This is a genomic window from Pseudomonas sp. AU11447 (assembly GCF_001672555.2).
Lineage (GTDB): Bacteria > Pseudomonadota > Gammaproteobacteria > Pseudomonadales > Pseudomonadaceae > Pseudomonas > Pseudomonas nitroreducens.
Genome location: NZ_LZDG02000089.1, coordinates 224,529 through 246,619, shown reverse-complemented (window position 1 = coordinate 246,619; position 22,091 = coordinate 224,529). Strand labels below are relative to the sequence as shown.

24 protein-coding genes are annotated in these 22,091 nt (G+C 66.6%); 21 read left to right on the top strand and 3 right to left on the bottom strand.

The window, feature by feature from the left end; genetic code table 11:
• Positions 1 to 382: 382 nt before the first annotated feature.
• The 17 genes from A6723_RS28975 (at position 383) to A6723_RS28895 (ending at position 15,068) form a co-directional block, all read left to right on the top strand.
• The gene (locus A6723_RS28975; protein WP_139093096.1) at positions 383 to 1,783 is read left to right on the top strand and encodes a sigma-54 dependent transcriptional regulator; all 1,401 of its coding nucleotides are present in this window, start codon (positions 383 to 385) and stop codon (positions 1,781 to 1,783) included.
• Positions 1,784 to 1,808: 25 nt separating this feature from the next.
• Entirely contained in the window at positions 1,809 to 2,144 is a 336-nt protein-coding gene (locus A6723_RS28970) for a flagellar hook-basal body complex protein FliE (protein WP_054909500.1), read from the top strand.
• A 9-nt stretch (positions 2,145 to 2,153) separates the two neighbouring features.
• On the top strand, positions 2,154 to 3,845 hold the full coding sequence (fliF, locus tag A6723_RS28965) for a flagellar basal-body MS-ring/collar protein FliF (protein WP_054909501.1): 1,692 nt from the start codon (positions 2,154 to 2,156) through the stop codon (positions 3,843 to 3,845).
• On the top strand, positions 3,823 to 4,863 hold the full coding sequence (locus tag A6723_RS28960) for a FliG C-terminal domain-containing protein (protein WP_024766276.1): 1,041 nt from the start codon (positions 3,823 to 3,825) through the stop codon (positions 4,861 to 4,863). The genes fliF and A6723_RS28960 overlap by 23 nt, the downstream gene beginning before the upstream one ends.
• Positions 4,864 to 4,869: 6 nt before the next feature.
• The gene (fliH, locus tag A6723_RS28955; RefSeq protein ID WP_054909502.1) at positions 4,870 to 5,568 is read left to right on the top strand and encodes a flagellar assembly protein FliH; all 699 of its coding nucleotides are present in this window, start codon (positions 4,870 to 4,872) and stop codon (positions 5,566 to 5,568) included.
• A 1-nt stretch (position 5,569) separates the two neighbouring features.
• The gene (fliI, locus tag A6723_RS28950; RefSeq protein ID WP_054909503.1) at positions 5,570 to 6,901 is read left to right on the top strand and encodes a flagellar protein export ATPase FliI; all 1,332 of its coding nucleotides are present in this window, start codon (positions 5,570 to 5,572) and stop codon (positions 6,899 to 6,901) included.
• The gene (locus tag A6723_RS28945) at positions 6,901 to 7,323 is read left to right on the top strand and encodes a flagellar FliJ family protein (protein WP_054909504.1); all 423 of its coding nucleotides are present in this window, start codon (positions 6,901 to 6,903) and stop codon (positions 7,321 to 7,323) included. The genes fliI and A6723_RS28945 overlap by 1 nt, the downstream gene beginning before the upstream one ends.
• 181 nt (positions 7,324 to 7,504) lie before the next feature.
• Positions 7,505 to 7,789, top strand: a complete 285-nt coding sequence (gene flgM / locus A6723_RS28940; protein ID WP_054909505.1) for a flagellar biosynthesis anti-sigma factor FlgM — start codon at positions 7,505 to 7,507, stop codon at positions 7,787 to 7,789.
• Complete coding sequence (gene flgN / locus A6723_RS28935) at positions 7,786 to 8,226, top strand: flagellar protein FlgN (RefSeq protein ID WP_054909506.1); 441 nt, start codon at positions 7,786 to 7,788, stop codon at positions 8,224 to 8,226. Before flgM ends, flgN begins: the two co-directional genes overlap by 4 nt.
• Before the next feature lie 426 nt (positions 8,227 to 8,652).
• On the top strand, positions 8,653 to 10,002 hold the full coding sequence (fliD, locus tag A6723_RS28930; RefSeq protein ID WP_054909507.1) for a flagellar filament capping protein FliD: 1,350 nt from the start codon (positions 8,653 to 8,655) through the stop codon (positions 10,000 to 10,002).
• The gene (gene fliS / locus A6723_RS28925) at positions 9,999 to 10,397 is read left to right on the top strand and encodes a flagellar export chaperone FliS (RefSeq protein ID WP_037017149.1); all 399 of its coding nucleotides are present in this window, start codon (positions 9,999 to 10,001) and stop codon (positions 10,395 to 10,397) included. The genes fliD and fliS overlap by 4 nt, the downstream gene beginning before the upstream one ends.
• The gene (locus A6723_RS28920; RefSeq protein WP_024766284.1) at positions 10,381 to 10,698 is read left to right on the top strand and encodes a hypothetical protein; all 318 of its coding nucleotides are present in this window, start codon (positions 10,381 to 10,383) and stop codon (positions 10,696 to 10,698) included. Before fliS ends, A6723_RS28920 begins: the two co-directional genes overlap by 17 nt.
• 3 nt (positions 10,699 to 10,701) lie before the next feature.
• Positions 10,702 to 11,856 carry a flagellar hook-length control protein FliK gene (locus A6723_RS28915; protein ID WP_054909508.1) on the top strand — a complete coding sequence of 385 codons (1,155 nt, stop codon included), beginning with the start codon at positions 10,702 to 10,704 and terminating at the stop codon, positions 11,854 to 11,856.
• Between the two features lie 44 nt (positions 11,857 to 11,900).
• Entirely contained in the window at positions 11,901 to 12,386 is a 486-nt protein-coding gene (locus A6723_RS28910; RefSeq protein WP_054909509.1) for a flagellar basal body-associated FliL family protein, read from the top strand.
• A gap of 6 nt (positions 12,387 to 12,392) precedes the next feature.
• Positions 12,393 to 13,154 carry a FliA/WhiG family RNA polymerase sigma factor gene (locus tag A6723_RS28905; RefSeq protein WP_054909510.1) on the top strand — a complete coding sequence of 254 codons (762 nt, stop codon included), beginning with the start codon at positions 12,393 to 12,395 and terminating at the stop codon, positions 13,152 to 13,154.
• Between the two features lie 13 nt (positions 13,155 to 13,167).
• Entirely contained in the window at positions 13,168 to 14,040 is an 873-nt protein-coding gene (gene motA, locus A6723_RS28900) for a flagellar motor stator protein MotA (protein ID WP_024766288.1), read from the top strand.
• A complete protein-coding gene (locus A6723_RS28895; protein ID WP_082450758.1) occupies positions 14,037 to 15,068 on the top strand; it encodes an OmpA family protein in 1,032 nt (343 codons plus the stop codon). The genes motA and A6723_RS28895 overlap by 4 nt, the downstream gene beginning before the upstream one ends.
• A 5-nt stretch (positions 15,069 to 15,073) precedes the next feature.
• On the opposite strand, the gene A6723_RS28890 is transcribed toward A6723_RS28895, so the two are convergent.
• The 3 genes from A6723_RS28890 to lafA form a co-directional block, all read right to left on the bottom strand.
• Positions 15,074 to 15,562, bottom strand: coding sequence for a hypothetical protein (locus A6723_RS28890; RefSeq protein ID WP_139093095.1), 489 nt, complete (start codon positions 15,560 to 15,562; stop codon positions 15,074 to 15,076).
• Positions 15,550 to 16,383: a winged helix-turn-helix domain-containing protein gene (locus tag A6723_RS28885; protein WP_054909511.1), complete on the bottom strand. Its 834-nt coding sequence runs from the start codon at positions 16,381 to 16,383 to the stop codon at positions 15,550 to 15,552. The genes A6723_RS28890 and A6723_RS28885 overlap by 13 nt, the downstream gene beginning before the upstream one ends.
• A 289-nt stretch (positions 16,384 to 16,672) precedes the next feature.
• A complete protein-coding gene (gene lafA, locus A6723_RS28880; protein WP_054909512.1) occupies positions 16,673 to 17,554 on the bottom strand; it encodes a lateral flagellin LafA in 882 nt (293 codons plus the stop codon).
• Positions 17,555 to 17,860: 306 nt separating this feature from the next.
• Between lafA and A6723_RS28875 the strand changes: the two genes are divergently transcribed.
• The 4 genes from A6723_RS28875 (at position 17,861) to A6723_RS28860 (ending at position 22,089) form a co-directional block, all read left to right on the top strand.
• Positions 17,861 to 18,481, top strand: a complete 621-nt coding sequence (locus tag A6723_RS28875; protein ID WP_054909513.1) for a CDP-alcohol phosphatidyltransferase family protein — start codon at positions 17,861 to 17,863, stop codon at positions 18,479 to 18,481.
• A gap of 65 nt (positions 18,482 to 18,546) precedes the next feature.
• Positions 18,547 to 20,304 (top strand): bifunctional alpha/beta hydrolase/class I SAM-dependent methyltransferase, encoded by a 1,758-nt coding sequence (locus tag A6723_RS28870; RefSeq protein ID WP_054909514.1) that lies wholly within the window; start codon positions 18,547 to 18,549, stop codon positions 20,302 to 20,304.
• Positions 20,304 to 21,653, top strand: a complete 1,350-nt coding sequence (locus A6723_RS28865; RefSeq protein WP_054909515.1) for a phosphatase PAP2/dual specificity phosphatase family protein — start codon at positions 20,304 to 20,306, stop codon at positions 21,651 to 21,653. Before A6723_RS28870 ends, A6723_RS28865 begins: the two co-directional genes overlap by 1 nt.
• Complete coding sequence (locus A6723_RS28860) at positions 21,643 to 22,089, top strand: hypothetical protein (RefSeq protein ID WP_054909516.1); 447 nt, start codon at positions 21,643 to 21,645, stop codon at positions 22,087 to 22,089. The genes A6723_RS28865 and A6723_RS28860 overlap by 11 nt, the downstream gene beginning before the upstream one ends.
• Positions 22,090 to 22,091: the final 2 nt, after the last annotated feature.

The window sequence follows — 22,091 nt, the reverse complement described above, 5'->3', positions numbered from 1 at the left end:
GTCGGCTGATCGTTGCTCGCGGCATGCTCTGTCTGTCAGGGGCCTGAAATTGCTGCATCACAGGCTGCTGACGTGGCGCAATGATAGCGATCTGAGGTCGCCCGATTAAATCAATAGATATCAAATGCTGTTTTTGACGGAACTTTTTGTCTATTGATCTTAATTAATCGGCGGAAAGCTATGGCGTAGTGCTGGCACTTGTTAGTGTGGGTGGGTTAGTTACAGATTGCAGTAACTTCATGTGTGACGAAGTTGTTGCAATGCCACCCGTGAGATAGCCATTTCGTTAAAAGGTTTCGCAGTCGCCGAGCATTTGATCGGCAGACGCTGGCGATTGACCAATGAAAGGTTTTTCGAACGCACTAGCGAATGGAAAGTTGCGGTGAACAGTGTAAGCCAGTCGATCGATCAATTATGTGAAACGCTGCTCGTAGAGCGGCCGGCGCAGAAAAAAGTTGCGATCATCGGGCCGTCCTCGGACGCCGCTCACGCCCTCCTTTTGCAGACGCTGCTGGCCGAAGGCTGCCGTGTCGAACGCTTCTCCGGCTTCGCCGAACTGGCCCGTGCGCGCAGCGACGCTGCGCTGCTGTTCATCCTCGCCGGTGCCTTCCCCGCTCCCGACCTCTATGCGCAGGTCGGCGCGCTGCTCAGCGATGGCCGCGAGCGCGACGTGGTGCCCATCGTCGGTTATGAAGAGCAGGACAAGGCCGCCACCCTGCTCGACCTCGGTTGCGTCGACTACCTGCTGTCACCCTTTGGCGCCGGCCAGCTGGCCGCGCTGCTGCGCCGCCAGGAAGCCTCCAGCGCCGCCCAGGAACTGTTCGTCTCGCGCTCCCAGGCCGGCCGCCGCCTGCTGGCGATGGCGCAACGCGTAGCGCAGACCCGCGCGCCGATCCTGATCACCGGCGAGACCGGCACCGGCAAGGAACTGCTGGCCCGCTACATCCACGGCATCGCCAGCCCGGACGCGCCCTTCATCGCAGTGAACTGCGCGGCGATCCCCGAGGCGATGCTCGAATCCATCCTCTTCGGCCACGAACGCGGCGCCTTCACTGGCGCGGTAAATGCCCAGCCGGGCAAGTTCGAACTGGCCAACGGCGGCACCCTGCTGCTGGACGAGATCGGCGAACTGCCGCTGGCCCTGCAGGCCAAGCTGCTGCGGGTACTGCAGGAGCAGCGCGTGGAGCGCCTGGGCGGGCGCCGCGAGATCGAGCTGGACGTGCGCATCATCGCCGCCACCAACCGCGACCTGCAGGCCGAGGTCAACGAAGGGCGCTTCCGCGCCGACCTGATGTTCCGCCTCGACGTGTTGCCGCTGCACATATCGCCCCTGCGCGAGCGCAAGGAAGATGTGCTGCCGCTGGCGCGGCGCTTCATCCGCCAGTACGCCCCGCAGGACGCCGAGCACGACCTGCTCACCGAGTCCGCCAGCCGCGCGCTCTTGCAGCACGACTGGCCGGGCAACGTGCGCGAGCTGGAGAACACCCTGCAACGCGCCCTGGTGCTGCGCAACGGCCTGTTCATCCAGCCCCGCGACCTCGGCCTGGCCGCGCCGGAAGCGCCCATGGCCACCGTTGCCGCGGTGATCCCGCTGGCGGCCGAGGGCGGCCGCGCCGCGCTGCGCGCCAGCGGCAAGCTCGCCGAGTACCAGCACGTGATCGACACCATCCGCCGTTTCGGCGGGCACAAGACCAAGGCCGCCGAGAGCCTGGGCATGACCACCCGCGCACTGCGCTACCGGCTCAACGCGATGCGTGAGCAGGGCGTGCAGGTGCACTTCTGATTTCGTCTTCCGGGGGAGACCTTCCATGAGTTCGATCATGCAGGTGCAGCAGGACATGCTGGACCGGATGAACCGCTACGCCGACCTGGCCAGCGGGCCGGCCGTGCGTCCCGCCGCGCAGTTCGCCGGCAACGCGCCGGTACAGGGCATCGGCGCCAGCTTCGAGCAGGCACTGCGCTCGGTGGATGCCGAGCAGCACCAGTCCAGCGCCGCCATGGCCGCGGTGGACAGCGGCCGGAGCGACGACCTGGTCGGCGCCATGATCCAGAGTCAGAAGGCCAGCGTGTCGTTCTCCGCGCTGCTGCAGGTGCGCAACAAGCTCACCGGCGCCTTCGACGAAATCATCCGCATGCCGCTGTAAGGACTGACAGTGCTGCAGAAACTCAAAGGGCGCCTGCCGCTCGACAAACTCAAGCTCGACCCGCGCCTGGGGCTGCTCGGCATTGCCCTGGGCGCCGCGCTGCTGGCCGCCGCCGTGGTCTTCTACCTGTGGCGCGACCAGGGGGCCTATCGCCCGCTGTACGGCGCCGGCGAAGCCTACCCGGCCGCCGACGTGATGCAGGTGCTCGACGCAGAAGCCTTCGACTATCGCCTGCACCCGCAGAGCGGCCAGGTGCTGGTGCGCGAGGAAGACCTGGCCCGCGCACGCATGCTGCTGGCGGCCAAGGGCGTGAAGGTATCGGTGCCGGCCGGCTACGAGCTGTTCGACAAGGACGAGCCGCTGGGCACCAGCCATTTCCTCCAGGATGTGCGCCTCAAGCGCAGCCTGGAAGGCGAGCTGGCGCGGACCATCATGGGCCTGAAGGGCATCGAGCAGGCGCGTGTGCACGTCGCCCGCGAGGACAGCAATTCCTTCGTCGTGGGCCGTCGCGATCCGGCCAAGGCCTCGGTGCTGCTGCAACTCGCGCCCGGCCAGCGGCTGAGCCCGGAGCAGGTCGGCGCCATCGTCAACCTGGTGGCCGGCAGCGTGCCGCAGCTCAAGCCCGAAGACGTCAGCGTGGTGGACCAGAACGGCGTGCTGCTGTCGCGCGGCATCAATGGCGCCGGCGGCCCGTCGCAGAACTGGCAGGCGGTGGACGAGTACCAGCGCAAGGCGGTGGGCAATGTCGAGGAAGTGCTGGCGCCGGTGCTGGGCCTGGGCAATTACCGTATCAGCGTCTCCGCCGACATCGACTTCAGCCAGAAGGAAGAAACCCTGCAGGCCTACGGCGAGGCGCCGCGCTTGCGCAGTGAATCGCTGCGCAACGAGACCACCCTCGACCAGTTGGCCCTCGGCGTACCCGGCTCGCTGAGCAACCGCCCGCCGGAGCCGCCGCCGCAGGCGCAGCAGGGCCAGGCGCAGAACGCCAACGCCCCGGCCGGCAACGGCAAGACCGCCAGCACCGACAACAAGGCCGCGACCTCGACCCGCAACGAGACCACCCGGCAGAACGATTTCGACCAGAGCGTCACCCACATCAAGTACCCGGCCTTTGCCCTGCGCCAGCAGAGCGTGGCGGTGGTGATCAATGCTTCCACCGCGCCCGAAGGTGGCTGGACCGACAAGGCCCGCGCCGACCTGGAAGCCATGGTGAAGAGCGCAGTGGGCTTCAACGCCCAGCGCGGCGATCTGATCACCGTCAGCGTGTTCCCGTTCGCCGCCACCGCGGTGGAAGAGTCCTCGGCGAGCTGGTGGGAAAGCAGCGCCCTGCAATCCCTGGTGCGCTACACCGTGCTCGGCCTGATCGCGCTGCTGTTCCTGCTCTTCGGCGTGCGCCCGGCAGTACGCAGCCTGACCCAGCGCGCCCAGCCGGCAGCTACCGCAGCTTTGCCCGAGGGTGCCGGCGACTATCCGCTGGCCCTGGATGCCGAGCGGCGCCTGGCGCTTTCCAACGAAACCGTCGGCGGCCTCAACGTCCTCGGCGAGCTGAACCCGCTCTCGGAGATCCGCCTGCCGGCGCCGGGGTCGGGGCTGGAACACCAGATCGAGCATCTGCAGATGCTGGCGAAGAACGACCCGGAACGGGTCTCGGAAGTGATCAAGCACTGGATTGGCCGCAATGACCGACACGAGCCTGCCTGAAGAACCGAAAAAGCGCGGCCCGCAGATGCGCGCCGTGAGCTCGCTGGAACAGGCGGCGATCCTCATGCTGAGCATGGGTGACGAAGCCTCCGCGGGCATCCTGCGCAATTTCAGCCGCGAGGAGATCGTCAGCATCAGCCAGGCGATGGCGCGGCTGTCCAACGTCAAGCAGAACACCGTCTCCGACGTCATCGGGCGCTTCTTCGACGACTACAAGCTGCAGTCCAGCATCAAGGGCGCGTCGCGCTCCTACCTCGCCGGCATGCTCGGCAAGGCGCTGGGCAGCGACATCACGCGCAACCTGCTGGACAGCATCTACGGCGAGGAAATCCGCGCCAAGATGGCGCGCATGGAGTGGATCGACCCCAAGCAGTTCGCCGCGCTGATCGCCAAGGAACACGCGCAGATGCAGGCGGTGTTCCTCGCCTTCCTGCCGCCGGGCATGGCCACCGACGTGCTCGAGGCGATGCCCGCCGAACGCCAGGACGAACTGCTGTTCCGCATCGCCAACCTCAGCGAAGTGAACAGCGACGTCATCGCCGAGCTGGAACAACTGATCGACCGCAGCCTGCGCGTGCTCTCCACCCAGGGTTCGCAAGTGCGCGGGGTCAAGCAGGCGGCGGACATCATGAACCGCTTCAAGGGCGACCGGAACCAGATGTTCGAGCTGCTGCGCGCCCACAACGACAGCCTGGTCGGCAGGATCGAGGATGAGATGTACGACTTCTTCATCCTCTCCCGCCAGAACCAGGAAGTGCTGCAGACCCTGCTGGAAGTCATTCCGCTGGACGAGTGGGTGGTCGCGTTGAAAGGCGCCGAACCCGAGCTGGTGCGCGCCATCCAGGGCGCCATGCCGAAGCGCCAGATGCAGCAGATGGAGTCGATCAATCGCCGTCAGGGCCCGGTGCCGCTGAGCCGCGTGGAGCAGGTGCGCAAGGAGATCATGGGCGTTGTGCGCGATCTCGCCGCCGAGGGCGACCTGCAGGTGCAGCTGTTCCGCGAGCAGACGGTGGAGTAACCGCGCATGGCGATCAAAGTCATCAAGGCCGACAGCCGCGCCTGGCGCCCGTACCGCTTCCCGCCGCGCTGCGCGACCGCCAGCGCCGACAACCACGGCTGGGACAGCGACCCGGCCGCGCGCCAGCGCGCCATCTCCGAAGGCTTCCAGGAAGGCCTGGAGAAGGGCTACCAGGACGGCGTCGGCGAAGGCCGCGAGGCAGGCTTGCGCGAAGGCTTCGAAGCCGGTCGCCAGGATGGCCTGCGCAAGGGCCGCGAGGAAGGTCGTGCCGCTGGCCGGCAAGTGTTCGACGAAGCCAGTGCGCCATTGCAGGCCGCCGTCGCTGCCTTCACCGACTATCACCAGGCCTTCCAGCACGCGCGGCAGAAAGAGCTGCTGGAGCTGGTGCAGAAAGTCGCCAGGCAGGTCATTCGCGTCGAACTCACGCTCAATCCCACGCAGTTGCTGACACTGGCCGAGGAAGCGCTGGCCGCCATGCCGGGCGAGCAGGGCGAGGTGCAGATCCTGCTCAACCCGGAAGAGTGCGCGCGCATCCGCGAGCTGAACCCCGAGCGCGCCGCCAAGTGGCGCCTGGTGCCGGACGAGCGCCTGGCGCTGGGCGAGTGCCGTGTGGTCACCGCCCAGGCGGAAGCCGATATCGGTTGCCAGCAGCGCCTGGACAGTTGCATGGAAGCGCTGAGCGCGCACCTGCAGGACGAAGACTGACGTGGCCCTGGGCGACGGCTTCAAGCTCGAAGAAGCGCTGCGCTCGCTGGATTCGGTCCAGCTGGCGCGGGTCAGCGGTCGCCTGGTGCGCGTCTCCGGCCTGCTGCTGGAAAGCCTCGGCTGCCGGCGCATGACCGGCCAGCGCTGCTACGTGGAAGTCGCCGACGGCGAGCGCCTGGAGGCGCAGGTGGTCGGCTTCAACCGTGACATCACCTACCTCATGCCCTTCAAGAAGCCCGTCGGCCTGACCTCCGGCTCGCGGGTCTTCCCGGCGCCGGACGAAGCCGTGCTGCATATCGATCATTCCTGGCTGGGGCGCGTGGTCAACGGCCTCGGCGAACCGCTGGACGGCCTCGGCAAGCTCGCCGGCCGTCATCCCCTGCCCACCGAGCTGCCGCAGGTGAACCCGCTGCGCCGGCGCCCGGTGTCGGAGCCACTGGACGTTGGCGTGCGCGCCATCAACGGTCTGCTGACCCTGGGCAAGGGCCAGCGCGTCGGCCTGTTCGCCGGCAGCGGCGTGGGCAAGAGCGTGCTGCTGGGGATGATCACCCGGCAGACCAAGGCCGATGTGGTGGTGGTCGGGCTGATCGGCGAACGCGGCCGCGAGGTGCAGGAGTTCATCCTGCACTCCCTCGGCCCGGAAGGCTTGCAGAAGGCCGTGGTGGTGGTGGCGCCGGCCAACGAATCACCGCTGATGCGCCTGAAGGCCACCGAGTTGTGCCACAGCATCGCCGCCTACTTCCGCGACCAGGGCAAGGACGTGCTGCTGCTGGTGGACTCGCTGACCCGCTACGCCATGGCCCAGCGCGAGATCGCCCTGGCCCTGGGCGAACCGCCGGCGACCAAGGGCTATCCGCCGTCGGTATTCGGCATGCTCCCGGAACTGGTGGAGAGCGCCGGCAACGGCGAAGGCGAGACGGGCAGCCTGAGCGCCATCTACACCGTGCTGGCGGAGGGCGACGACCACCAGGACCCGATCGTCGACTGCGCCCGCGCCATCCTCGACGGGCATATCGTGCTCTCGCGGCGCCTGGCGGATGTCGGGCATTACCCGGCCATCGACATCGGTGCCTCGGTCAGCCGCTGCATGAGCCAGGTGGCGGACCCGGTGCATCTCTCTGCAGCGCGCCAGTTCAAGGAATTCAGTGGCACCTACGAGCGCATCAAGGAGCTGATCCCGCTGGGCGGCTACACGCCGGGCATGGACGTGAAGACCGACCGCGCGGTGCAGCTGGCGCCGATGCTGGAGCGCTACCTGAGGCAGGAAACGGCGGACGGCGCCGAGCTCGGCAACAGCGTCGCCACCCTGCAAAGCATCGTCGGTAGCCGCTGATGAAGGCGCAGATCGACATGCTCGGGCGCCTCGCCGACGTGCGTGGCGGCAAGGTCCGCGAGTTGCTGGGCCGGGTGAATTACCAGCAGACGCTGTGCCAGCGCTACCGCAACAACATCACCGGGCTCGACCGCCTGTGCGGCTTCAGTGTCGCCACCAGCACGCCGTTGCAGCGGCACAACCAGCAACAGTACAAGGTGACGCTGCACAAGATGCTGCAGTTGCAGCGCCGCGAGCTGGAGGTCGCCGAGCAGGCCCTGGCGCGCATCCAGGCCGAGTTGCTGGCCGCGATGCGCAGCGAGAAGGTGCTGACCCAGGTGATCGAGGCCAAGGTCGGCCAGTGGCAGGCGCAGCTTGCGCAGCAGGAACAGAAAATCCAGGATGGCCTCGCCGCGCAGTCCTGGTGGCGGGCGCGGGCGTGAAGGGAATGGCGGATAACGCGTTCCGCGTTATGCGCCCTACGCCGGAACCTTCGATCCGTAGGGCGAATAACCGCTTGCGGTTATCCGCCGTCCGTTTGGCGAACTCGAAACACGGCATTTAAGTTTTCCTCCGGGGCGGTCGCCCTCTGAGGGAAAGCCCAAAAATATTCGGATACCGACCATGGAAATCACCCGGCAACTGACCAGCATCGCGCTGGCCACCAGCGAGTCCGCCAAGAGCGCGCGCAGCGAGCGTGTCGCGCCGGTGGCGGAGACCAGCGCGAGCGCGCCGGTCAACGATTCGCTGCGCCTGGACGAAATGCAGGAAACCCTGCGTGCCATGCCGGACGTGGACCAGAGCCGCGTCGCCGAAATCCGCCGCGCACTGATGAATGGCGAGCTGCAGAACGACACCAGCGTGCTCGCCACCAGCATCCTCTCCTACCATCGCGGCAGCGACGCATGACCCAGCGCGCGCGGTTGCTGCAGGTGATCGAGCAGGACATCCAGCAGGATGGCCGCGATTGCCTGGCGCTGCGCGAGCGCCTGCAGGAGCTGTATCGCCACCTGCTGGCGCGGGACAGTGTGCAGATCGAAGCGCTGAATCCCGATATCCAGGCGCTGCTCGATGCCGTCGCCGGCCGTGCGCAGCGCCGTAGCCGCGTGCTGCGCGCCTTCCAGCTGCCGATGGACGCTGAAGGCATGCGTACGCTGCTGTCCAACTACCAGCCGCCGCGCCGCGAGGAGCTCCAGCAGGAGTGGCAGCAGCTGGGCCAGCTCACCGCCCAGTGCAAGCGCCTCAACGAGCGCAACGGCAAGCTGCTGGCGATGCATCACGACATCCTCAGCCAACTGATGGGCGATCCGCGCGAGCAGCCGGTGTATTCGCGGCAGTTGTACTGACCGCTCCTACGCGACTTCCTGTGCCTCTGTGCAGCGCACAAAGCCCCTCACCCTAGCCCTCTTCCGCAAGCGGGAGAGGGGACCGTACGGCATCAAGCGGAACTCCGTGCCTCTCGGCCACGCCGATCGGCGCCCTCTCCCTTCAGGGAGAGGGCGGGGGAGAGGGCAGCCCCCGCGCAGGATTCCCTCGAAAAACAACCTGCCGAAATGGCTTAACGAATCCCTCCCCACGGTCGCCCTTCCTCTGCATCAGGGCGCGCGCCCGGTAGGCGGAAATGCCGCTTCCCGCTGCGCGCCAAACCACGCCGGGCGGAAGTTCGCCTTCTCCCCGGAAAGCCCGCAAAGCCTTGAACGGCGGGCCTTACGGCATTGGCATCGTAATTGCTCCTGACCTTATGCAGAGGGGGCACAAAGAGGTGGATTCAGATGGCGACCATAGATTCCGATTACGTCAAAAGCATGGCTCAGCAGCTGGCCACGTACGAAGTGCAGAATGGCCTGAACAAGGCTGATCGCAACAAGTCGTCGTACCAGTCCCAGCTGACCGCGGTGACTTCCCTGGAGTCGGCGCTCAAGACCTTCTCCTCGGCAGTGAAGAGCCTGCAGGGCGTGACCGGCAGCAACACCAGCATGCTGGTCAACAGCGCCACCACCAGCAAGGACGGCTACCTGACCGCCAAGGTGGACAAGAACGCCGTGCCCGGCAGCTACGACTTCTTCGTCGAGCAGCTCGCCACCAGCCACCAGCTGTCGTTCTCCGGCCTGCAGGCCGGTGACATCGACACCCAGGGCACCCTGACCCTCAGCCAGAACGGCAAGTCGTTCGACATCGACCTGAGCAAGATCGACACCGACGGCGACGGTGCCAACTCGCTGGACGAACTGGCCGCCGCAATCAACAAGGCCACCGACAACACCGGCGTCAAGGCTACCCTGGTGCGCAGCAACGGCCAGGTCTCGCTGGTGCTGGGCGCGGAGAAGTCCGGCGCGGCGAATGCCATCAGCCTGTCGCTGAGCGGCACCGACAGCGCCAACAGCGCTTTCGAGAACGCCATCGGCAACCCGCAGGAACTGTCCAAGGCCCAGGACGCCCGCGTCCGCCTGGGTGGCGAGAACGGCATGCTGCTGACCAACGCCAGCAACACCTTCGACAACATCATCGATGGTGTCAGCGCGACCTTCACCCAGGCGCAGAAATCCGGCGAACAGCCGATCCGCCTGACCGTCGCCCAGGACCAGAGCGAAACCAAGAAGAAGGTGCAGACCTTCATCGACGCCTTCAACGCCCTGGCCAGCACCATCGACAGCCTGACCGCCGCCGGCGACCAGAACGGTAACGCCCGCGGCGCCCTGGCTGGCGACTCCAGCGTGCGTGCCATCGAGAACGCGCTGAACCAGATGGTCCGTACCAGCTTCGGCGGCGCCAACCTGATCACCCTGGGCATCAGCGCCGACCGCAGCGGCAAGCTGACCCTCGACGCCACTCGTTTCGAGAAAGCCATCGCCAGCGAACCCGAGGCCCTGGACAAGCTGTTCATGGGCAAGGGCAACCTGCTCGACAGCCTGGACAAGGGTGTCGCCGTCTACACCAACAGCACCAATGGCGTCATGAAGAACCGCAAGGACGCCCTGAACAACAGCCTGCGCCGCGTCAACGATGACTACGACAACCTGCAGAAGCAGTACGACACCTACTACGCGCGCTACCTCAAGCAATACACCTCGATGATGCAGACCATGCAGTCGATGGACCAGACCAGCGGGATGTTCGGATGACCGCCTACGGCATGAACGAAAGCTACGACAGCTACCGGATGATCGACCTGGAATCCAAGGCCGCCTCGTCCTCGCCCTACGAACTGGTGCTGGTGCTGTTCGACGGCCTGCTCGACGAACTGGCCCGCGCCCGCGGGCATATCGAGCACAAGCGCTACCAGCAGAAGGGCCGCTCCCTGGAGAAGTGCCTGAACATCCTCAACGGCCTCAACGGCGCACTCGACTACGAGAACGGCGGCGAGACCGTGCAGGGCCTGGCGCGCCTGTATGACTACTGCATCTATCGGCTCTCCGACGTCAGTGTGTCGCTGGAAGTCGCCGGGATCGATGAGGTCGTGCGCCTGCTGGGCATCCTGCGTGAAGGCTGGGAGGGCGTGAGTGCCGCCCGTGGATGATCGCCGGCGCCTGCTCGAGCTATACGAACGGCTCGGCGCGGCGCTGCAGCGCAAGGACTGGAAAGCCATGGGGCAGGTCGACCTGGCGATCCGCGCGCAACTGGTGGCGATGTCATCGCAGACCGGGCTGGCCGCCGACGTGCTGCTGGCCAAGAAGCACCTGAAACGTCTGCACGAGCAGGCGTCGCAGGCTTGTGCCGAAGAGTGCGAGCGCCTGCGCCGCCTGCTGCTCTCGCACCTGGAATACGCCGAGGGTCGCTCGGCGTACATGCAGGTGGATACGTACCAGGAGGGTCGATAGACCGTGATCCAGTTGCCGACCCAATCACTGCCGACCACCGACCGCGCGGCACGCCCGGTGGCCGAGGCGCGTTCGCAGGACTCGCGCCGCGACGGCGGCGACACTGCTGCTGTGGCGGGATTCCGCGCGCAGCCGCCGGCACAGACGAATGCCGGCGAGCGAACCATCAGCGTGCAGTCGTTCCTCGCCCAGTTCGATACCGCGCAGGCCGAGGAACCGGTGCAGCAAGCCAAGGCTGCGCTGCCGCCGGAGGCGTTGCCCGTTGATACCCGCGACGACGATACGCAGGGCCGGGCAAGCGAAGAAGCATCGCCCTCCGGCGCGGAAAACTGGCTCGCCGGCATGCTTGGCCAGGCTGGGCTGGTGGTGCAGGCACGGGATAACCCGACGGCCCGGACCCATGCCCAGGTGGCCGGTTTCGCCACCCAGGCCGTGGATGGCCAGGCGCAGCCGGCGCCCGCCGCAGTGAAGCCCGAAGACGTGCTGCTGCCGCCCGCCGACCTGCCCGAAGCGCCGGCCGCACCCACGCAGCCGGCACCGCGCGAGGCGACCCAGAGCCAGGCGCAGACGTTGCTGCAACAGCACCTGGCTGCTGCCGCACAGACCCAGGAATCCGCCGTACCGACGTTGCCCGCCGGCGCGCTCGACGCGCGTCTTCCGGCGACCGACAGCAGCACGCCGGCCTCGTCTACTGCACCGGCGTCGCCGCTGTTCGACAAGCCGCTGCACCTCAAGGGGAGCAACGAGGCCCACTGGGGCGAGCAGATGGTCAGCGCCCTGCGCGACAACGTCGAGCTGCAACTCGGCCAGCGCGTGCAGAACGCCACGATCCGCCTTGATCCGCCGGAGCTGGGCGCCATGGAAATCCTCGTGCGCCATGAGGCCGGGCAGCTCAACGTGCAGATTTCCGCGTCCAACGGCGACGTTGTGCGCCTGCTGCAGAACACCAGTGAGCGCCTGCGCCAGGAGCTGGTCGGGCAGAACTTCCTGCAGGTCAACGTGCAGGTTTCGTCCGATTCGCAGTCCGGCCAGCAGGGCCAGCAGAACCGCCAGCGCTTTGCCGAAGAACCGCTCACGGTCGCCGCCAACCCGCGTGATGCGCAGGCGGGCGAGCGCTCCGCGCCGCGTGGCGACAGCGATGTACTGATTACCGTGTAGGCCGCCCGCGGCCCGCACCCCCACAGGATTTTTCGAGAAACCCCATGTCCACGCCGCGTCTCGTTCTACTGATGCTCATCGTGAATATCGCCGTCGTGCTGGGCGGCGTGTTCGTCAATTACAAGATGATCAAGTCCGCCAGCCTCGCCCCGGCCGCCGCCGCTTCCGACAAGGAGGCAGCCAAGGAAGATGCAACGGAGGAAGAGCAGGAGAGCGCCGAATACCTCTTCGTGCCGGTGGAGAAGATCATCGTCAGCTCCCGCGGCGAAGACCGCGAGCACTACTTCGTGATCGACCTGGTGCTGCAGGCCAAGGCCGAGCAGGAGCGCAAGAAGCTGGAGAGCGTCGCGCCCATGGTGCGTAGCTCGGTGGTCGCCAACCTGACGCCGGAGAAGTTCGAAGTGCTGCGCGCCATGCCCATCGGCGAGGTGCAGACGCGCCTGGAGAAGGCCGTGATCGACGACTTCGCTGCGCGCAAGGTGGTGGTGCCCTTCGAGCACGTGCTGCTCAGCAAGATGATCGTCCAGTAGGCCGCCATGCACGCCCTTCGCGATCCTGTTCACGGCTATGCCAGTGGCGTCGGCGGTTACGACAGCCCCGAAGGCGGCCATGCGCGCCTGTCGCCGGCGGCGGAGCAGCGCTGGATGATGCAGTACCTGCCGCTGGTGCGGCGCATCGTCAGCCAGCTGTCGCTGCAGGCCAACCAGGTGCTGGACCGCGAGGACATGGAGCAGATCGGCCTGATGGGCCTGCTCGAAGGCCTGCGTCGCTACGGCGAGCCGGACGAGCAGTTCGGCCGCTTCGCCGCGCTGCGCATCCGCGGCGCCATTCTCGACGAACTGCGCCGCCAGGACTGGCGCCCACGCCAGGTACGGCAGCAGGCGCACAAGGTGCGCGATGCGATCCGCGCGCTGGCGCGCCAACTCGGCCGCGTGCCCAGCGACGAGGAAGTGCTGGCCGCCACCGGCCTAGACGAGGCGGGCTACCAGGATTACCTGCGCGCCGAATCCTCCGAGGCCATCGAGAGCTTCGACGCGTTGCTGCAGAGCGGCCATGACGGCGTGCAGGCCAGCGGTGATGCGCTGGAAGAGCGCGTGCTCAAGGAACGCCTGCTGGCCCAGGCGCTGGAGCGCCTGAATGAGCGCGAGCGGCTGATCCTCAATCTGTATTACCAGCACGAACTGAACCTCAAGGAAATCGCCCTGGTGCTGGAGCTGACCGATGCGCGCATCTGCCAGCTGATGAAGCAGGCGATCGGCAAGTGCAGCCGTTTCCTCAACACCCCCGACACTCCCTGAAGAATCCCAAACCATGCAGAAAATCATCGGCGCCCTGATCATCATCGCCTGCGTGCTCGGCGGCTACGCCATGGCCCACGGCGAATTGCGCGCGCTCTGGCAGCCGGCGGAGATGATCATCATCCTCGGCGCGGGCCTGGGCACCCTGGTCGTCGCCAACCCCCGCGAAGTGCTGCTGGAGATGTGCTCGCAGATCAAGGGCGTGTTCGTCTTCAAGCGCCGCGGCGAGGAATTCCAGCGCCAGCTGCTGATGCTGCTTTACGAGCTGCTGGAGATGGTCGACGTCGGCGGCCTGAAGGTGCTCGATGCGCACATCGAGGAGCCGGACCAGAGCGAGCTGTTCGCCCGCTACCCGCTGATCCTCCAGGAAAAGAACCTGATGGCGTTCATCGCCGACAACTTCCGCCTGATGGCCATGGGCAAGATCAGCGCCCACGAGCTGGAAGGTTTCCTCGAACAGGAACTGGACGCCATGGAGCACGCCCTGCTGCAGCCGTCCAAGTCGCTGCACAAGGTCGGCGAGGCGATGCCTGGCTTCGGCATTCTCGCGGCGATCCTGGGGATCATCATCACCATGGGCAACATCGGCGGCTCGGTGGCCGAGATCGGCGCCCACGTGGCCGCCGCACTGGTGGGCACGTTCTTCGGCATCTTCGTCTGCTACTGCCTGATGGACCCGCTGTCCAACGCCATGGCGCAGCGGGTGAAGACCGAGCTCTCGGCGCTTGAATGCGTGCGCACCACCCTGGTCGCCCACGTCGCCGGCAAGCCCACGCTGCTGGCGGTGGACGCCGGCCGCAAGCTGATCGAGCAGGACGTCAAGCCGGCCTTCAAGCAGCTGGAGACCTGGGTCACCCGCTTCGAGGAAGAGCGGGACGCAGCATGAAGAAACGTGCCGACAAGCACAGCGAAGTCATCATCAAGCGCCGCAGCAAGAAGGGCCACGATGACGAGCACGGCGGCGCCTGGAAGGTCGCCTTTGCCGACTTCACCCTGGCGATGATGGCGCTGTTCATGGTGCTGTGGATCGTCCACCCGCAGACCGAGCCGCAACCGGTGGCGGTGGGCGACCAGGATGCCAACCCGGTGGTGGATGGCGGTGCCGGCGTGTTCGATGGCGCCAGCCGCACGCCCGTCGAGCTCGACGGCATGCCGCAACCGATCAAGACGCCGGAGAAACCGGCGCCGCAACTCGCCCTGGACGCCGGCAAGCAGGGCAAGGCCGGCGAGCAGGCGAAGGACGCCAGCACGCAGCAGGATGGCCGCCAGTACGACAGCAACGAGGACCTGCGCGAGCTGGCCGAGCTGATCCGAGAGGTGTCCGGCAAGGTCGATGCGCTGGCCAACATCGAGGTGACGGTGGTGCCGCAGGGGCTGCGCATCCTGATCAAGGACGACCAGCAGCGCTTCATGTTCGCCCGTGGCCAGGCGACCCTCGATCCGCATTTCCAGACGCTGCTCGGTGCGCTGTCCGGCGTGCTGTCCAAGGTGCAGAACAAACTGATCCTCAGCGGCCACACCGATGCGGTGCAGTACCGCCGGCCCGATGGCTACAACAACTGGAACCTCTCCGGCGACCGCGCCCTGCGCGCGCGCAACGTGATGGTCGACAGCGGCCTGCCTGCCGCGCATGTGCTGCAGGTGGCGGCCCAGGCCGACGTCATGCCACTACGTCCGGAGGACCCGGAGAGCGGCGCGAACCGGCGCATCGAGATCCTCCTGCTGACCCACAGGGCCGAGAGCCTCTACCGGGAAATCTTCGGCGAGAGCTACGCGCAGGTGCATTACTCGGCCTCCGGCGCGAAGCTGGTTGAGCCGCGGCCAGCGCAACCGGAGAAGACCGAGGCGCCGGCTTCTGCGGCCGTCGAGGCGTCGACACCTGCGGCAGCGGCCAAGCCGGCGTTGCAGTTGTGAGCGGGTCAGCGATCGCGCGGGTGGCGCGGACAGAACACCTGGCGCGTTTCCACGCCGTAGAGGCATTCGCCCAGGGGTTCGAGGGTGATGCGTGCGCCGCGCTGGCGCCCGTAGAGCAGGTTGAAGATCAGTTCGCTGTCCAGGCCGCTGTCGGCCTGCAGGTTGCTGATGCTGTTCTCTTCCACCTGCAACTGGTAGCGCCCGCCCAGGTCGCTGCCGACGTTGCCCGAGACCTCGAGGATGTTGGCGTCCTGCTGGATCATCGAGTAGAAGCGCCCTTCGTGGAACATGGTGGTCTGGGCGATTTCCAGCACCTTGCCATTGCCCAGCAGCACCTGCCCGGAGGACGCGTAGCGGCCGTCGATGGCCGAGGTGCTGCGCGCGTGCTTCCACAGCATGCCCAGCGCCAGCGCCAGGCAGGCGACGCCGAACAGCGAGATCACCAGGCAGCGGCGGGCCACGCCGGCCTGGCGGCGTAGGTTCAGTTCAGGCACTTGCGCAGCTGCTCCTGGGGAATCCGGGCGACCTGGCTCTCGTGGATCAGCAACCAGTTGGAGTTGCCTTCGGGTTGCACGCAGACCAGTTCGTAGAAGCCCGAGGTCATGTGCAGCATGAGGCCGATGGGGCGGGTGGCGAGGTCGGCCAGTTGGTGCGCCAGCGGCCGGGTGTTGCGGATCAGGCGTTGCAGGTCCTGTTCGTTGTCTTCGACGTAGGTGATCTGCAGCGAGCCCAGGTTCTGTTCGGTGGTGAGGACCGGGCTGCGCAACTGGGTGTAGTAGAAGGCGCCGCAGAGGACCAGCAGGCCGAGGATGCAGAGGCTGGCCGCGGCGAATTTCAGGCGCCGCAGATTCGGCGTTCGCGGGGCGGCTGCGGGGCTCTGCAGTGGAATCACTTCCGGTGTGGCATCGGCCACTTCCGCTTCCGGCTCGCTCGCCGGGTCCACCAGGTACTGCGGGTTGAACATGTAGCCGCGGCGCGGCAGCGTCTGGATGATCTGCCGCTGCTTCTCGTCCGCCAGCACCTGGCGCAGGGTGTAGATCTGCTGGTTGAGGCTGCCCTGGCCGACGACGCGGTCGGACCAGGCGTGGGTCAGCAGTTCGTCGCGGGCGACCACGTCTCCGGGGCTTTGCAACAGGCGTTCGAGTACCCGGCTGCCGGAGAAACCCAGGTCGATACGCTCCACCTGGCCGTCACGGTCGAGGTCGAGTTGATAGAGCGCGGGATAGAACTGCGCGACGCAATCGGAACGGCCAGTCCGGAGCTTCAGGCAGGCGATCGGCCGGCTGTCCGGTAGCGGTGAAGTGAGTGTGTTCATCGAGCCCTTGCCAGCCGCTCCCTTGACGGTCGCGGGGAAACTCCATTTGTCCATGGAGGCAGAGGCATTATTTTGACGTCAGAAAAATGTTGGTGCAAGTTCTGAATTTTGCACACTCGTGCTTGCAATTTTCACACAAGCCTTGAAACCACTGGCGCAGACGGGTTGCGCCGCGACCGCAAGTCGTAACACCGCTTGTCAGCGTACCCGCAGACAGCAGAACGCCCCGCCGAGGCGGGGCGCTGCAGAATCAGGGCGCGCGAGGCGGGTGCCTCGCGCTGGCCGGGCCTTAGCCCAGCAGGCCCATGATCATGCTGGGCATCTGGCCAGCTTGCTTGAGCATGGAGATGCCGGACTGCATGAGCATGGAGTTCTTGCTCATGTTGGCGCTTTCGACGGCGAAGTCGGCGTCCATGATGCGGCCCTTGGACAGGTCGGTGTTGTCCTTCATGTTGGCCAGGTTGTTGGAGGTGTGCTGCAGGCGGTTGATGTTCGCACCGAACTGCGCGCGCAGGGCGCCGATGGCGTCCAGGGCATCGTTGGCCTTGTCGATGGAGCCGTTGGCGCCAGTGATGGTTTCCAGCTCGGTACCGTCGGCGCTGGTGGCCTGGAACTGAGTGGTCAGTGCGCCGAAGGCATCGGTCACGGCCTTGAGCTGGGTGGTGACGTCGACGGTCAGGGTCTCGGCCTTGTCCGAACCGATCTGGAAGGTCACGCCGCCGGTGGTGCCGAACTTGCCGCTGGCGCCATCGACGCCGAACAGCGCGTCACCACCGAACTTGGTGTTGGCGATGATGTTCTTCAGTTCCTTGCCCAGCTCGTTGAACTCGGCGGACAGCGCCTTGCCGTCGTCGGTGGAGTTGGTGCCGTTGGCGGCCTGGGTGGCCAGGTCCTTCATGCGCTGGGTGATGTCGGTCAGCTCGCTGAAGGAACCGTCGGCGGTCTGCATCAGGGAGATGGCGTCGCTGGTGTTGCGCATGGCCACGTCCATGCCGCGGGACTGGGCGTTCAGGCGGGTGGCGATCTGCAGGCCGGCGGCGTCGTCGGCAGCGGAGTTGATTCGCAGGCCGGTGCCCAGGCGCTGCTGGTTGGTGGCCAGCAGGTTGTTGGTCTTGCCCAGGTTGCTCTGGGTGATCAGGGAGGAGTAGTTGGTTTGAATCGACAAGGCCATGGTGGACTTCCTGTATGAGCTGAATGAAGCCGGCGTTGTGCCTGCTGAAGGGGTAAGGCGACAGCTCGCGGGGAAGGATTAAGGGCGCCGGAAAAATTTTTGGCGCGGGGATTCCGACGGTGCCGGCAGTCGCGCCGCCGGCATCGACGTGCACGGTCATGTGTCCTTTTGCCTGGGATCGTTCATCTATCTTCTTGAGACATGTCTGACAGCCCCGACGCCGAGGTGCAGCTAAGCTCCCCAGGTCCACAAGGCTGTGGATAGTTCGTGTGAACCGCTCAGTGCGAACCCCGAGAAAGGAACCTCATGATCTCCGTCTACCAGCTCAAGTCCCGTTTCCAGAACCTGCTCCGCCCCCAGGTCACCCGTCTCCACGAGCGCGGCGTTACCGCCAACCAGGTGACGCTGGCCGCCTGCGGCCTGTCGCTGCTGGTGGCGCTCAGCGTCGCGCTGCTCGCCAGCCACGCCTGGATATTCCTGCTGATCCCCCTGTGGATGTTCCTGCGCATGGCGCTCAACGCCATGGACGGCATGCTCGCCCGCGAGTTCGGCCAGCAGTCGAAGCTGGGCGCCTACCTCAACGAACTGACCGATGTGATCGCCGACAGCGCGCTGTACCTGCCGTTCGCCCTGCTGCCGGGCGTGACCCCGGCGTTGGTGGTGCTGGTGGTGGTGCTGGCGATGATCAGCGAATACGCCGGGGTGCTGGGCGTGATGGTCGGTGCCTCGCGGCGTTATGACGGGCCGATGGGCAAGAGCGACCGCGCACTGTGCTTCGGCGTCTTCGGTGCAGGCGTGGCCAGTGGACTGCTGCCGCTGTCCTGGCTCGACCCGCTGCTGGTGCTGCTGGCGCTGTTGCTGGTGCTGACTATCGTCAACCGGGTGCGCCAGGGGCTGGCTGAACAGAAGGAACAACAGGCCGGCTGAACAAGGGCCTGTCGTGTCAGGAAGGGGACAGGACTGTCCCGCAAGCCATCGAAACAGAGGAAGTTATGCGCGAGTCTTCGAATCACCATTTCATCACCCACGACGGCGTCGAGCTGTTCTATCGCCACTGGCCGGCGGTGCCCGCCAACGATGAGCCGCGCCGCGCGGTCGTGCTGTTCCACCGGGGCCACGAACACTCCGGCCGCATCGGCCACCTGGCCGACGAGCTCGACCTGCCCGGCTTCGATGTTTTCGCCTGGGACGCCCGCGGCCACGGCCAGTCGCCGGGAGCGCGGGGCGATAGTCCAAGCTTCGGCACCAGCGTTCGCGATGTACAAACCTTCGTCGAGCACATCGCTGCCACCCACGGCATCGCCATCAGCGACATGGCCGTCGTGGCGCAAAGTGTCGGCGCGGTGGTCGCGTCCACCTGGGTCCACGACTACGCCCCGCCGATCCGCAGCCTGGTGCTCGCTTCGCCGGCGTTCAAGGTCAAGCTCTACGTGCCCCTCGCCCGGCCGGGCCTGAAGCTGGCTAGGGCGTGGCGCGGCAACTTCTTCGTCAACAGCTACGTGAAGGCGAAATTCCTCACCCACGATCCCGAGCGCATCGCCTCCTATGACAGCGACCCGCTGATCGCCAAGGCGATCTCGGTGAACGTGCTGCTGGGTCTCTACGAAGCGGCTGATCGCGTGGTCGCCGACGCCCAGGCGATCCAGGTGCCTACCCAGCTGCTGATCTCCGGTTCGGACTTCGTGGTGCACCGCAAACCGCAGCAACGTTTCTTCGACAACCTCGGCACGGCGCGCAAGGAACTGCACATCCTGCCCGGTTTCTTCCATGACACCCTCGGCGAGCTGAACCGCGAGCAGGCGGTGACCCGTGCCCGGCGCTTCATTCTCGAATGCTTTGCCCGCGCGCCGGAGCGCCCGGACCTGCGCGACGCCGATCGCTTCGGCTACACCTGCGCCGAAGCAGAAGCCCTGGCCACCCCACTACCCAGCTGGTCGATCCGCGACCTCTACTGGCGCGCGACCCGCGCCAACATGCGCCTCGGCCGGTTGCTGTCGGACGGCATCAACCTCGGTTTCCAGACCGGCTTCGATTCCGGCAGCACGCTGGATTACGTCTACCGCAACCAGCCCGCCGGCGCGGGGCCCGTGGGGCGGATGATCGACCGCACCTACCTGGAGTCCGCCGGCTGGCGTGGCATCCGCCAGCGCAAGGTGCACATCGAGGAACTGCTGCGCCTGGCCATGGCCAGCCTGCGCGAGCAGGGCCGCGAGGTGCGCATCCTCGATATCGCCGCGGGCCACGGGCGCTACATTCTCGAAGCGCTGCAGGGCGTCGAGCCGATGCCGGAAAGCGTGCTGCTGCGCGACTACAGCGAACTGAACGTGCGCGAAGGCTCTGCGCTGATCGAGCGCCTGGGGTTGAAGGAGCGTGCGCGCTTCGTCCAGGGCGATGCCTTCGATGGCGCTGACCTGGCCGCTGTAGAGCCGAAGCCGAGCCTGGCGGTGGTGTCCGGTCTCTACGAGCTGTTCGCCGACAACGCCATGGTCAGCGGCTCGCTGGCCGGCCTCGGCGCAGCGGTGGAAGAGGGTGGTTACCTGATCTACACCGGCCAGCCCTGGCACCCGCAGCTGGAGCTGATCGCCCGCGCCCTGACCAGCCACCGCGCCGGGCAGGCCTGGGTGATGCGCCGCCGCACGCAACTGGAGATGGACCAACTGGTCGAGGCGGCGGGCTTCCGCAAGCTGGCCCAGCGCATCGACGAGGACGGCATCTTCACCGTTTCGCTGGCGCGCCGGGAGCGCCGTTGATGGGTGCAGCAATCCCGCCGCGCGAGCCCGGCGTGTTTCGCCGAGCGGTGATCTGGCTGCTGTGCCTCGCGCCGTTCTTCTTCGCCAGCTACGGCTTCGCCAACTGGGTGACGGGGCAGCGCGAGACGGTCGGCGTGCTGGTGTTCGACTGGGAACGCGGCATGCCGCTGTGGCCGTGGACGATCATTCCGTACTGGTCGATCGACCTGCTCTACGGCTTGTCCTTCCTGCTGCCACGCACCCGCCGCGAACTGGACAGCCACGGCTTGCGGCTGCTCACGGCGCAGGTGATCGCGGTCAGCTGTTTCCTGCTGTTCCCGCTGCGCTTCAGCTTCGAGCGCCCGGCGCTGGACGGCCTGTTCGGCTGGCTGTTTGACGTGCTGATGGGCTTCGACAAGCCGTTCAACCAGGCGCCCTCGCTGCATATCGCGTTGCTGGTGGTGCTCTGGGCGGCCTACGGGCGCTACGCCAACGGGGTCTGGCGCTGGCTGCATGGCTGGTTCGCGCTGATCGGGCTGTCGGTACTGACCACCTGGCAGCACCACTTCATCGATGTGCCGACGGGTGCCCTGGCCGGTTTCTTCTGCCTCTGGCTGTGGCCGCGGGAAGGGCGTTCGCCGCTGGCCGCCTGGACGCTGAGCACCGATCCGCGGCGACTTCGACTAGCCGTCTTCTACGCCATCGGCGCGGCGCTTTGCGGGATGCTGGCCCTGAGCGGAGGCGGCATCTGGCTCTGGTTGTGCTGGCCGGCGGTATCGCTGGCGCTGGTTGCGCTGTGCTACCTGGGCATTGGCGCGGAGGGCTTCCAGAAGCGCGCGGAGGGCCGGCACTCGCTGGCTGCCTGTTGGCTGCTGGCGCCTTATCGGCTGGCCGCCTGGATCAACTCCCGCGCGTGGACGCGCCAGCACCCGCAGCCCGATGAGGTACTGCCCGGGCTCTGGCTGGGTCGCCTGCCCGGCGCGGCGGAGCGCAAGGCGCGGCCCGAGCTGGGAGTGCTCGACCTGTGCGCAGAGCTTCCCTGCACTGCGCATGGCGATCGTTACGCGAGCCTGCCGCTGCTCGACCTGATTGCGCCCAGCGTCGATCAGTGCCGACTGGGCGCCGCCTTGATCGACGAACTTCGCGCGCGTGGCCCGTTGCTGGTCTGCTGCGCCCTGGGTTATTCGCGCAGTGCGACGGTCCTGGCCGCGTGGCTGCTGTTATCCGGCCAGGCGGCCACGGTCGAGGACGCGGTGGGGCTGATTCGCCGCGCGCGTCCACACATCGTGCTCAAGGTCGAACAACTGGCGGTGCTGGCGCAGGTCGCCGGGCAGCCGCAACTATCACGGGAGGTGAGTCATGTCGGTTGATCCGGGCCTGATCCTGGTGGCCAGCCTGCTGCGCCGCGGCAGCAGTCTCAATGGGTTGTCTTCGGCGCTGACGGTGCTCGCGCTGGCGCTGGGTTTCTATGGCGCGCTGATGGCCAGCGCCACGCTGGCGTTCAGCCTGAGCATGGCGCTGCTGGTGCTGCTCGGCCTGGTGCAGAAGTTCTACGCCATGCGTGTGGCGCTGGACGCCGATCTGTTCGAGGCCATGGCCAACGCCGGAGAGGCGCTGCCGGAGAAAACCCGGCAACTGGACGATGCCCTGGCCACCTATGTCGGTGTACCCGCGGAAATGTCCGGTCGCACCTGGAGCGAGCGCAGCCGTGGCGCACTGAAACTCCTGCGTCGGCAGGTGATGCTGTGTGCGGTGCAGTGGCTCGTTGCGCTGCTGTGCCTGCTCGCCCTGACTTTCCAATTCTGAGG

What these genes read in the sequence shown, in the direction of transcription:
- A6723_RS28970 (WP_054909500.1), top strand. Translation starts at nt 1,809, where the DNA reads ATGAGTTCGATCATGCAGGTGCAGCAGGACATGCTGGACCGGATGAAC.
- A6723_RS28960 (WP_024766276.1), top strand. Translation starts at nt 3,823, where the DNA reads ATGACCGACACGAGCCTGCCTGAAGAACCGAAAAAGCGCGGCCCGCAG.
- fliH (WP_054909502.1), top strand. Translation starts at nt 4,870, where the DNA reads ATGGCGATCAAAGTCATCAAGGCCGACAGCCGCGCCTGGCGCCCGTAC.
- A6723_RS28945 (WP_054909504.1), top strand. Translation starts at nt 6,901, where the DNA reads ATGAAGGCGCAGATCGACATGCTCGGGCGCCTCGCCGACGTGCGTGGC.
- flgM (WP_054909505.1), top strand. Translation starts at nt 7,505, where the DNA reads ATGGAAATCACCCGGCAACTGACCAGCATCGCGCTGGCCACCAGCGAG.
- flgN (WP_054909506.1), top strand. Translation starts at nt 7,786, where the DNA reads ATGACCCAGCGCGCGCGGTTGCTGCAGGTGATCGAGCAGGACATCCAG.
- fliD (WP_054909507.1), top strand. Translation starts at nt 8,653, where the DNA reads ATGGCGACCATAGATTCCGATTACGTCAAAAGCATGGCTCAGCAGCTG.
- fliS (WP_037017149.1), top strand. Translation starts at nt 9,999, where the DNA reads ATGACCGCCTACGGCATGAACGAAAGCTACGACAGCTACCGGATGATC.
- A6723_RS28910 (WP_054909509.1), top strand. Translation starts at nt 11,901, where the DNA reads ATGTCCACGCCGCGTCTCGTTCTACTGATGCTCATCGTGAATATCGCC.
- A6723_RS28905 (WP_054909510.1), top strand. Translation starts at nt 12,393, where the DNA reads ATGCACGCCCTTCGCGATCCTGTTCACGGCTATGCCAGTGGCGTCGGC.
- motA (WP_024766288.1), top strand. Translation starts at nt 13,168, where the DNA reads ATGCAGAAAATCATCGGCGCCCTGATCATCATCGCCTGCGTGCTCGGC.
- A6723_RS28895 (WP_082450758.1), top strand. Translation starts at nt 14,037, where the DNA reads ATGAAGAAACGTGCCGACAAGCACAGCGAAGTCATCATCAAGCGCCGC.
- A6723_RS28885 (WP_054909511.1), bottom strand. Translation starts at nt 16,383, where the DNA reads ATGAACACACTCACTTCACCGCTACCGGACAGCCGGCCGATCGCCTGC.
- lafA (WP_054909512.1), bottom strand. Translation starts at nt 17,554, where the DNA reads ATGGCCTTGTCGATTCAAACCAACTACTCCTCCCTGATCACCCAGAGC.
- A6723_RS28875 (WP_054909513.1), top strand. Translation starts at nt 17,861, where the DNA reads ATGATCTCCGTCTACCAGCTCAAGTCCCGTTTCCAGAACCTGCTCCGC.
- A6723_RS28870 (WP_054909514.1), top strand. Translation starts at nt 18,547, where the DNA reads ATGCGCGAGTCTTCGAATCACCATTTCATCACCCACGACGGCGTCGAG.
- A6723_RS28865 (WP_054909515.1), top strand. Translation starts at nt 20,304, where the DNA reads ATGGGTGCAGCAATCCCGCCGCGCGAGCCCGGCGTGTTTCGCCGAGCG.
- A6723_RS28860 (WP_054909516.1), top strand. Translation starts at nt 21,643, where the DNA reads ATGTCGGTTGATCCGGGCCTGATCCTGGTGGCCAGCCTGCTGCGCCGC.